Consider the following 12185-nt stretch of genomic DNA (forward strand, 5'->3'; position numbering starts at 1 on the left):
ATTATTCGTAGAGCGCATCCCGCAGGCGGGTGGACATTGCCGAACCCTGCCCCGTCTTGAGTATCACCCGCCGCAGCGCCTTGTTGCTCCGGTTCATTTCTGCTAATTCATCAAGCATTTCCGTCAATAAACTTTGCGTTTCCGGGGACAGTTCCCCACTCTCCTGAAGTGCTGCCATTTTCTCCTTATAATGCTCCATTTTCTCCGTCAACTGCCAAACTTCCTTTCTGTCAAGGCTTCTCCTGTGGAAGTCCATAATTGCGTATATTATAACATATCACCAGGGAAGCACACTTTAAAGCGGTTGCTGAATTTAAAAACACGATGGCAATGATTTCACTGGCAAGTTCAGCCACGAGTATGATACTCTAATAAAGTCGCATTTTTCGGTATACTATTACACAGGTTGAAGAACGAAAGGATAGATGGACGTGGCACAGTTGTTTTTCAAGTATGGAGCAATGAACAGCGGCAAATCCATTGAGATTCTCAAGGTAGCCCATAATTACGAGGAGCAGGGCAAGTCGGTGCTCATCTTCACTCCATCCCTGGACGATCGGGACGAGGTCGGGTATATTTCCTCCCGCATCGGACTGCGCAAGCAGGCCATAGCTATCGACGAGAACACAGATATATACAGCATAGTCAGCAGCAATCTGCCGAAGCCTCACTGCGTGCTGATCGACGAATGCCAGTTTCTGACCAAGGACTGCATTCTCCAGCTTGTGCGTATTGTGGATGAGCTGAACATACCGGTAATGGCTTTTGGACTAAAAAATGATTTTCAGAACAACTTATTCGAAGGCAGTAAATATATGCTGATCTACGCGGATAAAATTGAAGAGATGAAGACGATCTGCTGGTTCTGTGAACGGAAAGCCACAATGGCGCTGCGCGTAGAGAACGGCAAACCCGTTTACAGCGGCAAGCAAATCCAGATCGGCGGCAACGAAGCTTATTATCCGGTCTGCCGCAAATGCCACAAGAATCCGCCCTTGTAAATATAAAAGCATTCCAGCCTCTTTACAAAGAGCCGGAATGCTTTTTTAGTTAGTCCGATGACGATATCTCCTTCAACGCCCTATGTTCGTCTTCCCTGCTCACAAACAGTTCATGCTGCACTGGCAGGTTCCCACCATAATTTGCACGGTTGGTTGCAGCCCGCATGCCTCCATTAATCTTGGAACGGTGACGGATACCCGCTGCGGCAAGACGGCTCTTCACCTTGAAATACTGGGCCTGATCAAATGTATTGAAGAGCAGTGTCCTCTCCCGCGGAACAAAGAAATGTAAGATGCCCGTTAAAAAGCTCAGTTGCGTCCTCCTCCTGTTCCAACCCCTCACTGCCATCAACTGCAGCCGCAACTAATTCAAGTAACGCTCGTTCAGCACATTCAAATGATGAAGTTCATGTCCGATAATGAGGCAGGCCTGTGCTCTAACCGACATTTCTGTCGAACGAAACATTCCTCTCCGGGTCCAGGCATCTTCCGGCAGACTGTCCAGCAGAGCCAGGGTAGACTGGCGGACCGTCTTGTATTGGCTGACCAGTTCCTGCAGAGTGAAACGTTCAAAATCACCTGCTGCCACATAATCATTTTCCTCGTACCCGGGCAGTGGCGCTTGTTCTCCTCTGGCAAAACAAAGCAAGCGGTAAGACATAATCCGGTCATTGTCGGTCAGGTGGCCAATCATCTGCTTAACACTCCACTTCTCCGGTGCATAACGGTAATTCCCCTGCTCTTCACTTAAGGCTCCCAGCAAATCAAAAAAGCTTCTGGATTGCTCCCTCAGAATGGCCGCCAACTCTCCATCAGCTGGTACTAGAGCGATATATCGCTCCTGAACCTCAAGATACTCATTTTTTTCCGGACGCTGATTCATCAATTATCGCCTCACTTCCAACAATATTAAGAAAAATTTGGTTAAAAGAACAAAATCTTATTGTTGTATTTTAGTTCATTAGGTATAATATTTGCAAGATTAAAGGTTGCGTTAATCTGACCTTCGGGAGTGTCGGTATGCTGGATTCTGTACTATTTATCGTGTTTTCGGTACTCGAAAGTACCGCATTATTTTATCTGGCATTTAAGATATTCAAGATTGATCTTTATCCGAAAGAGATAGTCTTTGCCGGTTTGATTATGGCTTTCTTTTCATATTGCTTACGCTTTAATTATTCGATGTCGAAAACAGATGTATTCTTACAGTATACTTTGGTATTTCTCTTCATCTGGCTTCTGTTTCGCATTCATATATTTTATGCTGTTATTATGACAGGTATGACCTATCAAGCGTATATGTTAATCCAGTCGCTACTGTACTTGTTCATGAATCTCACCGGTCTGGTTAAAATGAATTTCCCTTCACTTTCCACGGGCTCCTACCTGTTGCAGTTATTAACTGTTACAGCTTCTCTTATTATTGCTTACTACATTGGCAAAAAAAGAAAAGGGTTTGATTTTGTACCGGACAAGCCAGAAGGAAGAATTGATATTGGCAAACGCGATAAAATATTATTCGCCCTAAGTATACCCTCTGTTCTTTTAGTAATATTAATGCTGTACCTTGTTGAATATTTACCGAACTTGTTCTTTCTTATCCCTCTTCTTTATGGGATGCTTTTATTTGGGTATCTGTATTATTCAAGTCAAAAGAATCGTGGTGATGAGTTTTGAATAGCTTGGCTCTTAAGATTTCAACTGCTATTAAAAAGGCGAATCCCGAAGAAACAGGTTCTATCGAGGTCATGCAATACTCCCTGAATATTATACTGAACACACTTCTAATGCTGGTAAGCTCGGCAGTGATTGGATGGTTCATAAATAATCTAGCTGCAACCTTATTATTTTTTGTAAGCTTCTCCTTCCTGCGGGTCTGTTCGGGAGGCTTTCATTTAAGGACGGCAACTGCCTGCAACATAGTAACAACTCTATTATGCGTCCTTATACCCTTTTTTCTCCACTTTTCAGGAAGTAAACTGTTGTTAATCAATGCAACCAGTTTAATAATAATGATCTTCTTTGCTCCTAATCCGGACAAAAATGCCCAAATACCTCTCCATTGGTATCCGGGGCTGAAGGCCGCCTCAATAGCAATTGTCTCTTTAAATTTTTTCATTGGATCGTCTGTCTTTGGACTGGCCTTTCTCGTCCAGTCTTTAACAGTAATACCTTGGAGAAGGAGGTACTAACTATGAAAGCACTTGTGGCTAAACGCGCTTCAGCTGCACTTGAAGCATCCGCCCGTTTTTTCGTCTCCGTTATGAAAATTAGTTTACACAGCCCTGAAGCACCAAAAGAATTGCGGAAGTAATTAAACAAGGATGGGGAAAACATGCGTGTCTTACAAAACGACGGCTCCTCCCTGGACATCCAGGAAGAAGAGATATTGTATTTTTCCAGCTACAAAAATGCAATATTCGTCCATACGAAAGAAGGCGAGTTTGTTCTCCCCACTACTCTTTCCGATCTATTGGTTGCTTACAAGGGTAAAGGATTTGAGCGTCTTGACCGCAGCAATGTCGTGAGTCTCAGCAATGTGGACAGTTATGATGCGGAGCGGAAGATCGTTCTTTTTAATCAAGGAGAACAATTCGCCACGGTATCTGAGTCCAATGAAGCCCGCCTCAAAAAACACTTGGCAGGACGCAAAAAAGATTCCTCGCAATAAGAGAACAAAGGCAGCATCACAAGCAGTGATCCCGGTGCACATTAGCACTGGGATCGTTGCCTTTATTCAACATCCTTCGACCCAATCCTTCATTTTCCCATATCATTCATTTTTTGTAAAGGGGAATTCACGCTGTGAATACCAGGAGACGGATTTCTTTCCAAATGGTACCATTTAGATGGATTACTATAATTTAAGTCATTCTAAATAACCGATGGAGGAATCTAATGGATTATTACTTTCATCCTTCTCCGCGCCCCTCATCCCTTGAAATGTTATCTGACGAACAGTTATTGAACATCTATGAATTGGCGGTGGAGGCGAAGGCTTCGCCTGATTTTATTGAAATTATTAAAAATGTACTGAACGGGAGAAAATTAATGGGCTCAGAGCACCTGGATGCTTGATGCTGTTATAATCTCAGCATATTCTTACATAGTTTTACTCACGGGCCATCTATTCACCATGCAGTCATGATGAATAGATGGTTTGATTCTACCCGCCTGCCCGATAAACAGCAAAGAAGCCATCCTCACTTCAATGTGCAGGGTGGCTTCTTTTATTGGGATGATTAATGAATAGATAAAGGAGAGTACTTCAGGACTACTCGATGAATTCTGTCTTGAAGACGTTGTCGAGCTTTCCGCCCAGTCTTTTTTTGAGAGGCACCTTGATATCCCGGCCCAGTTCTTTGAAGAAGGTTTCGATATCACACTTCACATTCTGTGCCATGGCGATTACGGTTCCGTCCCCCACGATATTCTGGTTCACTTCGAGAGGCACGTCCACTTCGATATCATATTTCTTGGACAATGTTTTGATGTATCTCGCGAAGATCTCCAGCAGCTCTTCGTTGTTGAAATTTTCGATTGCTGCTTTTCCCTTGCTGGTAAATTTCATGTTAACTCTCATTTGAGATATCCCCTTTTCTGTGTAACCATTTTTGTTGTTGGTTTATGGATCAAGATGAATAGATGGCTGCAAGAAAGGGCAACATTATTCATTTTTGAAAACAATAGAACAGACGCACGCTCATTTAAACGCGCCCTTAACCTGCTGCACCTTAAATTGGGTAAACTCCTTAAGTGCCTGGATAACCTCGTCCTGCTCCTCATCCTTCAGCTCATAGATGCATTCCCGCAGCCACTCGCCGAAAATATAGGCCTGCCGGCCTTTTCGGGGCTGCTTGCGGAGTGAATCCAGATTGCCTTCAAATTTGTCGTTGAGCACATCGGTAAGGTTATATTTCTCAATTTTTTCTATTACCATTCCTGCCCCATATTCCGTTTCATAAACGATGACCTCATCGGAATCAAACGAAACGTACGAAGTCTCTTTCCCTTCCTTGGAACGAAACTCCTTCAGCTTGTTAAATGCCGTCTCATATATATAATCCTGGGACTGATTAAGGACAGGCAGCTTGTAGCCCTGCTTAAGCGTCTTGATGTATTCAATATCCGGCATATAATCAGCCAGATGATACATGCGGTTCTTAAGATCCGCTCCAAGCGCTTCAATGATCTTATCCAGATTATCTTTGAGAGGAATACTTTCCCCGCGTTCAATCTTGCTGAGCTGAGAGTAACTGATGCCGCTCTTCTCTTCCAGTCCTCTTAAGGTCAACCCGCGTGCTTTTCTGAAGTGCCGGATAAAATCCCCCAGCTCATCAGGATAGTTATCGAAATCGTTCATGGGAGTCACCTCTACCTATATCATAACACAAGATAACACTTTGTGTTTCAATATAACAATTAATCCCTAAAATACTTGCTGCTTATTTAAGCATTATTCTTATTTTAGCGTCATGCTTTACCGATAAAACATTTGTATGGTAAATAATTCTTTTATTTGGAGGAAATACCCATGAAATCCATCCCCTCAATCTCAAGTAACGTTAACACTAATACCGCAAACCAAACCATTGCTTCTCCCCGTGGCAAGGAAATCCAAAGCTTATTAAGCCAAAAAAGCAAATTGAATGAAGAAATCAGCGCGGTTAAGGCCGATAAAGATTTGGACACGAAGATGAAGGCCGAACGGGTTCAGTCCCTGAGGACCTCAATCCAAAACATTGATGCCCAAATTGCCGAGCTCAAAGCCCAAGAAATGCAAGAAAAAGCTGAACGCAACCGGCCCGAGCAGCAGGACAGCAAACCAATGTCAACAGACAGCTCTGCAGCAGTGCTGGACGTTGTTTTAAAGCACAGCACGACTTATGACCGCCTAGGCAAGCTGGTGGGCCTGAGCAAGAAGCTGGAAGGCTCTATAGACCCGTTAAAGAGCGAATCCAAGATGGAGCACGACAGACTGGCTAACAACCCTACCAAAGATATTGGCAGATACGAAATGCTGGAGAATGCAGAATATACCGTCCTGCAGACCAAACGGGAACGGATACTGGATATCCGCTCTACCATACATAATGTCGATCAAAAAATTGGCGAGTTGGTTTCCGAGCTCAAAGAGGATAACTCCCGCTTGTCACAAGCAAATAAAGCCGTACCGGAAATTTCCCGACTTGAGGAAGATACGAATAGTGATAAGAAGGATACCAAAGACAGCACTTCGAAAGATAAATCGCTCTCGGGAGACCAAAAAACTGGGGATGATGCTGGAGCTTCCGGGGTGGTAAAATCAATTGACGTACGGGTGTGAAGGCTTTCGAGGAGATTAACAAAAACCGCTATTCACTCGATTAGTTAATCAAATGAATAGCGGTTCAGCTAAACTGAGATTTGTTTCATTGAAGATTTCAACTAAAATTCTGATCAAAACATATATTAGTTTCACATTTAATTTTGTACCATTTACCACCATAACCCTCGTTTTCTTGTACAACCAGTCTATTTCCGCATCGTAGGCAATTCTTTGTTACGCTGCTATCTAACTTATACTCTTTAACGTATTCTTCGGCATGCTCTACCCCTTTGATTTCTTGTCTAAGTGCTTGGTCACTGATATCGAATTCTTTCATGTCTCCTCTACTAGCATGTATAGACCGGCCAAACGCACCAAACCCTCCAACCAATTCGTGATGATGAGTACTAATACGTCCTCCACCTCTTTCAAACAACTTGATGATTGGCTCATATGTATCATGAAATTTAACAGCAACCGGGTTGCCGGCATCAATCAGAATGCACCATTGAATATAGTTGATGCAAATTATTTTTAGAACCGTTAAATTTATCGGCTCAAGATTAGGACAAATTTCATACAGATTATCAAAATCGAGAATCTCCATTTCATTATTAATGATTTTGGCCATGCCCGCAAAAATACTAACGCCTTCAATAGACATAAATTGTAATAAAACGCCAACTCTACGATAGTATTCAGCGATAAGTGTAGCGTCTGCCGTATATTCACCTTTAGACCTCACATCTTCATACCTTTTATTAGAGATATCTATATAATACTCAGCATCAATATTGTTAATTCGATTTACGGCTCTTGTATAATGACTCTTCATAATAGCTCCCTTACTTTGAACAGTTATTATCTAAACGTTCGTTCATAATCTTCGAAACGGATCTTTCTAATTTGTTTACGGTCAGTTGTTCTAACAATGATTCCTTCTGATTTGCCTGTTGCTTCGATCCCCACTTGCGTATTTTCGAACCTTGTTAAGTAAGAATATGTATTCTCAAGAGAAGTTGGAAATTGCGAACCCTTGATGGTTTCCAGAAGGGGTGCGGACTGCAAATCCATGCGCTCTACAAATCTCTTCTTCTCAATTTCATCATAAAACGGCTGATTACCATGATCTCGCCACTCCGCAATTTTCTCCTGCGATAATTCTAGTAATCTAATTAATTCATCCTTATCCAAGGAGAACACGTCAAATACACGATACCCTTGAGTTCTTCTGTCAGAATAGTTCTTAGATGCTTTAGTTTTTCCTCCATAAGATTCCTGATAAATTACGGTTAATGCCCAGTCCCCCTGTGAAAAGATATCTGCTGTTACTTTCTCTGCTAACGGTTTAAGGAATTCTGCAATGTTCCCGTAAGGATTACCGATTCTGTCTCCTTTTGCATATAACAATTCTTCTCTGGAACCAATTAGATAATCAACTTCGTTATAATCATTTTTAAATAGAATGATTCTTGAATTTTCACCATCTACTTTTTCGTAAACAAAAACATCGTCTGATTCTGAGAAGCCTTTGGACTCCGTTAATACATCATTTAAGCGGCCACGTTCACCTAATTGATGATAGGTAAGAATGCTTGGGTACTTTGTTAAAGAATTAATTTTCTTCAAATTCAATATATAACTTCCTCTCTCAATGAAAATATTATTCAAGCATGATCGCGAAATGATTGAAGTTGGTTGTAAACAGTGTTACTCTATCAACGGTAAACTCAAATCTTCAATACCTCTATTAATATTCACTATTTTAGTTATAAAGAAAGGTAATACTATGATAAAAGTTGATAACTTATCCTTTTCATTTCCGCAAAAAGAACTCTATAAAAATATTTCATTTACGTTAGAAGAGGCACAACATTGCGCTTTTATAGGAACAAGTGGCAGTGGAAAAAGTACACTGATAGATATACTGATGGACCCAGAAAGATATATTTTCGATGGCATGTTAGAGATGGAACCGGCTTGCACAATTGGGTATGTAAGTCAGTTCTCGCAACTGGACAAATCTAAAGAAACAACAGTTTTTGAATATGTAGGAGAAGAATTTATTAAGATACAAAATGAAATAAAATCTATTTGCACTGAAATGGAAACATCATCGGATATTGATTCGTTACTAGAAAAGTATCAATTAGCTTTAGACGCATTTGATTCAATTGGCGGGGATGATTTTGAAAGCAATATTAAAAAGAAACTAAATCTAGCAAACCTCATGAAGCTAAAAGATCTTAGGGTATCCGACCTGAGTGGCGGCGAATTCAAACTTATTCAAGTGATGAAGGAAATGCTTAGTAGTCCAGACTTAATGATTATGGACGAACCAGATGTATTTTTAGACTTTGAAAACCTAAATGCGCTTAAAAATCTTATTAATTCCCACAAAGGAATGCTGCTAGTTGTTACGCACAACCGATATCTATTGAATCATTGTTTCAACAAAATTATACACCTTGAAAACATGGAGATCCAAGAGTTTAATGGGCGATATATTGATTATAACTTCTCATTACTTCAAACTAAAATTGAGTTACAGGAGCTCACGGTCGCTGAGCATGAAGAAATTGAGAGAAACGAGAACATCATCAATAATCTTAGAGTTATCGCAACCTATAATTCAGAAGCATCTAGAGGGAGAGCTTTAAAAGCTAGAGTTAGGTTTCAAGAGAGATTGGAAGCGCGTAGAATTAAAGCGCCATTCGTAGATATTAAGCAACCGAATATCAGTTTAGGTATTGATAATGAAATTGAAGACACCGTTGTTGTAAATGTCAATAATTATAGTGTTTCCTTTGATGAATTGCTTTTAGAAAATGTTAACTTTGAGATAAAATCAACTGATAAAGTAGCCCTTATCGGTTCAAACGGAACTGGGAAGACGACTTTACTCCGAGAAATCTTTAAAAATAATCATGATTCAATTGAAATAAACGCGGATGTTAAAATGGCTTATTTATCTCAGCTTCAAAGCGAAATACTAAAGGATTCTAATACAATACTGGAAGAATTCATCGATGACGGGTTTAAAACTTATGATGAGATAAGATCGTATATTTCAAACTATGGCTTTGAAGGAGAAATCGTTAATCAAAAGATAGAATCTTTATCTGGTGGAGAAAAAAATATGCTTCAATTGGCTAAAGTTTCTGCCAGTAAAGCAAACGTATTGCTTCTTGATGAACCGACAAGCCATTTAGACACCTATACACAAATAGCACTGGAGAAAGCCATTGAAGACTATAAAGGTGCGATTCTCATGATTTCTCATGATTTCTATTCTGTGGTAAATGGTATGGATTATGTTTTAATCCTTGCCGATAAGACGATTAGAAAAATGAGTATGCGAAAATTCAGAAAGATGATTTATGCTAGTCATTTTGATAGAGACTATTTAGAAACTGAACAAAAGAAAAAATCAATTGAAATGAAAATAGAATTGGCTTTAAAAGATACTGATTTTGAACTTGCAAAAGTATTGGTTGATGAGCTGGAAGAGCTGATTAAGTTGCTTTAAACTACAACCTTCTGGAATGAAATATTTACAAGAAGAAAGACACTGATGAATAGGATCTCAGTGTCTTTTTACTGCATTCATTTCTGAATAGCTCTTGCGCTAGAAAATCATAAACCTCCCTTACTGCTCACGCTCACTGCTCCTAACCTTTTCAAGAAACCTTATGCTCAATCCGCAGCTTGTCGGCTACCATGGCAATAAATTCTGAGTTAGTCGGCTTGGATTTGGAGATATTAATGGTATAGCCGAACAGGTGGGAGATGCTGTCGATGTTGCCGCGGGTCCAAGCCACTTCAATGGCATGACGGATCGCGCGCTCTACGCGTGAAGGTGTGGTCTTGAATTTCTCAGCGATGGCCGGATATAGTGTCTTGGTGATAGCACCGAGGATTTCGATATTGTTGTACACCATCGTAATGGCTTCCCGTAAATATTGGTAACCCTTAATATGGGCCGGAACGCCGATTTCATGAATGATTGAGGTAATGTTGGCATCCAGATTTTTGCCTTTGGAGAGTGGCACAACATTGTTGTTATTTCTGGAGCCGGAATAATTGGACATGCTGGAGGAGGAGCTCATACTGCCTTGGGTACCGACAAGCTGACGCACACGATTCGCCAGAACCTCCATATCAAACGGCTTAAGAATATAATAGGACGCGCCAAGCTGCACAGCTCTTTGAGTGATGTTCTCCTGCCCAAAAGCAGTCAGCATAATGATCTTCGGTTGCGGATTCAAATCCATATCACGCAGGCGTTCCAGGACGCCAAGTCCATCTAAATGCGGCATGATGATATCAAGAATAAGCACATCCGGAACTTTACGTGCCCCGCTAAGCATTTGAAGCACTTCTTCACCATTATAGGCTATGCCTGTAACGGTCATGTCTTCCTGTTCCGTAATGTATTCAGCAAGCAAGTTCGTAAATTCCCTGTTATCATCGGCCAACAACACTTCAATATTCTGCACTGGCTGCTTCCTCCTTATTTATATCTGCTATTCGAAAATAACATTTATTGTCTCCCTTACATTTTCGACATGCTAATCAAATATCCTTCTGTCGAAAATTATTTTTCTTTATTTTTTTTCGGCGTTGGATTATAATTAAATATTTTGTTTCATATTTCGATCTTTCTCGCTTGGCTTCGACAAAAAAATCTTAAGGCTAAACCGCCTTAAGATTGTAGGGAGCAATATTGCTCTGCTGAGCCACACCAGAGTCCTTCAGCATCCATTCGATGAAGCAGCCATACCCTGACTTCGGGTCATTGACGAATACATGGGTCACTGCGCCGATTAAACGTCCATTCTGCACAATCGGACTGCCGCTCATGCCTTGAACGATTCCTCCGGTTTTGTCGATCAGACGGGGATCTGTAATGCGCAGCACCAGACCTTTGGTTGCCGGGGACTGCTGCTGGGCAACATGGATGATCTCCACATTGAACCGCTCGACCTGCTGTCCGTCAACAACCGTAAGAATTTGCGCGGGCCCTTCCTTGACTTCACTGCTCATGGCAATCGGTATCGGCTGCTTATACAGGCTGTGCTCCGGATTGCGGGTCATTTTGCCAAAGATCCCGAAGTCCGTATTGCTTTGAACATTGCCAAGCACTTGGCTCTCCTTTAGAAATACAGCACGTTTCTCGCCGGGATCGCCGTCCTGGCTCTTGGAGATTGAGGTCACACTGGACTGGACGATGTGACCGCTGCCGACGACAATCGGTGTTCCGGTATTCATGTCCGTAATGACATGGCCCAGAGCGCCATATACGCCCTGCTCAGGAGCATAGAACGTTAAGGTGCCGACACCGGCTGCTGAATCGCGGATGTACAGCCCCAATCTCCATACCTTGTCATTACGGTCATAAGCAGGCTTCAGCTTCGCTGTTTGTTCTTTCCCGTCACGTTTGTACACGATGGTCAGCGGCTCATTTGCCATTCCTGCACGCTCCACAAGCTTGGCTACCTTAGATACCTCGTCCAGCTTGTTCCCGTCAATCGAGATCATCAGATCACCCGGCATAAGGCCGCTGTTCTCTCCAGGTGAAAGCTTGGACTGCTCGGATACTTCAATAAGATGATGGCCCACAACCAGAACACCTGCTGACTTCACTTTGACGCCAATCGTCTGGCCTCCAGGGATGACTTTCAGCTCCCTGTCAATTCCTTGTACCGGCGTGTCAGGCGGAATATCCAGGGGTGATGCATAGGCCTGGAGAGATCCCGTCATTCCTGACATGCTGAGAAAGAAGGCAAATAAAAGGCCGGGCATTAACTTCCTGAGGTTCGGCTTCAATGGCTGTCACGCTCCCTTTTGCTTCTTTCGCTTGACGAAAAAGGTGG

At 41.9% G+C, this 12185-nt stretch carries 16 protein-coding genes; 7 read left to right on the forward strand and 9 right to left on the reverse strand.

The annotated features are described in order from the left end of the window. Nucleotide 1: 1 nt before the first annotated feature. Entirely contained in the window at nucleotides 2-211 is a 210-nt protein-coding gene (locus tag NST99_RS23300) for a hypothetical protein (protein WP_341094735.1), read from the reverse strand. Between the two features lie 220 nt (nucleotides 212-431). Here NST99_RS23300 and NST99_RS23305 point away from each other — a divergent pair, with 220 nt between their 5' ends. Then, complete coding sequence (locus NST99_RS23305) at nucleotides 432-1001, forward strand: thymidine kinase (RefSeq protein ID WP_074085406.1); 570 nt, start codon at nucleotides 432-434, stop codon at nucleotides 999-1001. A gap of 49 nt (nucleotides 1002-1050) precedes the next feature. Here NST99_RS23305 and NST99_RS23310 read toward each other — a convergent pair whose 3' ends face one another. Together NST99_RS23310 and NST99_RS23315 are read right to left on the reverse strand one after the other, a co-directional pair. Further along, nucleotides 1051-1224 carry a hypothetical protein gene (locus NST99_RS23310; protein WP_341094740.1) on the reverse strand — a complete coding sequence of 58 codons (174 nt, stop codon included), beginning with the start codon at nucleotides 1222-1224 and terminating at the stop codon, nucleotides 1051-1053. Nucleotides 1225-1365: 141 nt separating this feature from the next. Next, on the reverse strand, nucleotides 1366-1884 hold the full coding sequence (locus NST99_RS23315) for a DinB family protein (RefSeq protein WP_341094741.1): 519 nt from the start codon (nucleotides 1882-1884) through the stop codon (nucleotides 1366-1368). A gap of 137 nt (nucleotides 1885-2021) precedes the next feature. On the opposite strand from NST99_RS23315, the gene NST99_RS23320 reads away from it, so the two are divergent. The 4 genes from NST99_RS23320 (at nucleotide 2022) to NST99_RS23335 (ending at nucleotide 4079) form a co-directional block, all read left to right on the forward strand. Further along, nucleotides 2022-2678 (forward strand): hypothetical protein, encoded by a 657-nt coding sequence (locus NST99_RS23320; protein WP_341094744.1) that lies wholly within the window; start codon nucleotides 2022-2024, stop codon nucleotides 2676-2678. Nucleotides 2679-2749: 71 nt separating this feature from the next. Beyond that, a complete protein-coding gene (locus NST99_RS33770) occupies nucleotides 2750-3193 on the forward strand; it encodes an accessory gene regulator B family protein (RefSeq protein ID WP_445745041.1) in 444 nt (147 codons plus the stop codon). A gap of 143 nt (nucleotides 3194-3336) precedes the next feature. Further along, complete coding sequence (locus NST99_RS23330; protein WP_341094748.1) at nucleotides 3337-3672, forward strand: LytTR family DNA-binding domain-containing protein; 336 nt, start codon at nucleotides 3337-3339, stop codon at nucleotides 3670-3672. A gap of 227 nt (nucleotides 3673-3899) precedes the next feature. Next, the gene (locus NST99_RS23335; protein ID WP_341094749.1) at nucleotides 3900-4079 is read left to right on the forward strand and encodes a sporulation histidine kinase inhibitor Sda; all 180 of its coding nucleotides are present in this window, start codon (nucleotides 3900-3902) and stop codon (nucleotides 4077-4079) included. Between the two features lie 196 nt (nucleotides 4080-4275). On the opposite strand, the gene NST99_RS23340 is transcribed toward NST99_RS23335, so the two are convergent. Beyond that, nucleotides 4276-4584 (reverse strand): hypothetical protein, encoded by a 309-nt coding sequence (locus NST99_RS23340; protein WP_341094751.1) that lies wholly within the window; start codon nucleotides 4582-4584, stop codon nucleotides 4276-4278. A 120-nt stretch (nucleotides 4585-4704) separates the two neighbouring features. Further along, nucleotides 4705-5364 (reverse strand): helix-turn-helix domain-containing protein, encoded by a 660-nt coding sequence (locus NST99_RS23345; RefSeq protein WP_038594913.1) that lies wholly within the window; start codon nucleotides 5362-5364, stop codon nucleotides 4705-4707. A gap of 171 nt (nucleotides 5365-5535) precedes the next feature. Here NST99_RS23345 and NST99_RS23350 point away from each other — a divergent pair, with 171 nt between their 5' ends. Next, nucleotides 5536-6327, forward strand: a complete 792-nt coding sequence (locus tag NST99_RS23350) for a FlxA-like family protein (RefSeq protein WP_341094753.1) — start codon at nucleotides 5536-5538, stop codon at nucleotides 6325-6327. 97 nt (nucleotides 6328-6424) lie between these two features. Here NST99_RS23350 and NST99_RS23355 read toward each other — a convergent pair whose 3' ends face one another. Together NST99_RS23355 and NST99_RS23360 are read right to left on the reverse strand one after the other, a co-directional pair. Beyond that, nucleotides 6425-7144, reverse strand: a complete 720-nt coding sequence (locus tag NST99_RS23355; RefSeq protein ID WP_341094755.1) for a hypothetical protein — start codon at nucleotides 7142-7144, stop codon at nucleotides 6425-6427. A 26-nt stretch (nucleotides 7145-7170) separates the two neighbouring features. Then, nucleotides 7171-7944 carry an RNA ligase family protein gene (locus tag NST99_RS23360; RefSeq protein WP_341094757.1) on the reverse strand — a complete coding sequence of 258 codons (774 nt, stop codon included), beginning with the start codon at nucleotides 7942-7944 and terminating at the stop codon, nucleotides 7171-7173. 154 nt (nucleotides 7945-8098) lie between these two features. On the opposite strand from NST99_RS23360, the gene NST99_RS23365 reads away from it, so the two are divergent. After that, complete coding sequence (locus NST99_RS23365) at nucleotides 8099-9838, forward strand: ABC-F family ATP-binding cassette domain-containing protein (protein WP_341094760.1); 1740 nt, start codon at nucleotides 8099-8101, stop codon at nucleotides 9836-9838. A 151-nt stretch (nucleotides 9839-9989) separates the two neighbouring features. Here NST99_RS23365 and spo0A read toward each other — a convergent pair whose 3' ends face one another. Together spo0A and spoIVB are read right to left on the reverse strand one after the other, a co-directional pair. Next, nucleotides 9990-10808, reverse strand: a complete 819-nt coding sequence (spo0A, locus tag NST99_RS23370; RefSeq protein ID WP_076108893.1) for a sporulation transcription factor Spo0A — start codon at nucleotides 10806-10808, stop codon at nucleotides 9990-9992. 196 nt (nucleotides 10809-11004) lie between these two features. Next, nucleotides 11005-12081 (reverse strand): SpoIVB peptidase, encoded by a 1077-nt coding sequence (gene spoIVB, locus NST99_RS23375; RefSeq protein WP_341094761.1) that lies wholly within the window; start codon nucleotides 12079-12081, stop codon nucleotides 11005-11007. Nucleotides 12082-12185 lie beyond the last annotated feature (104 nt).

The organism is Paenibacillus sp. FSL L8-0470, assembly GCF_038008625.1.
GTDB lineage: Bacteria > Bacillota > Bacilli > Paenibacillales > Paenibacillaceae > Paenibacillus_AQ.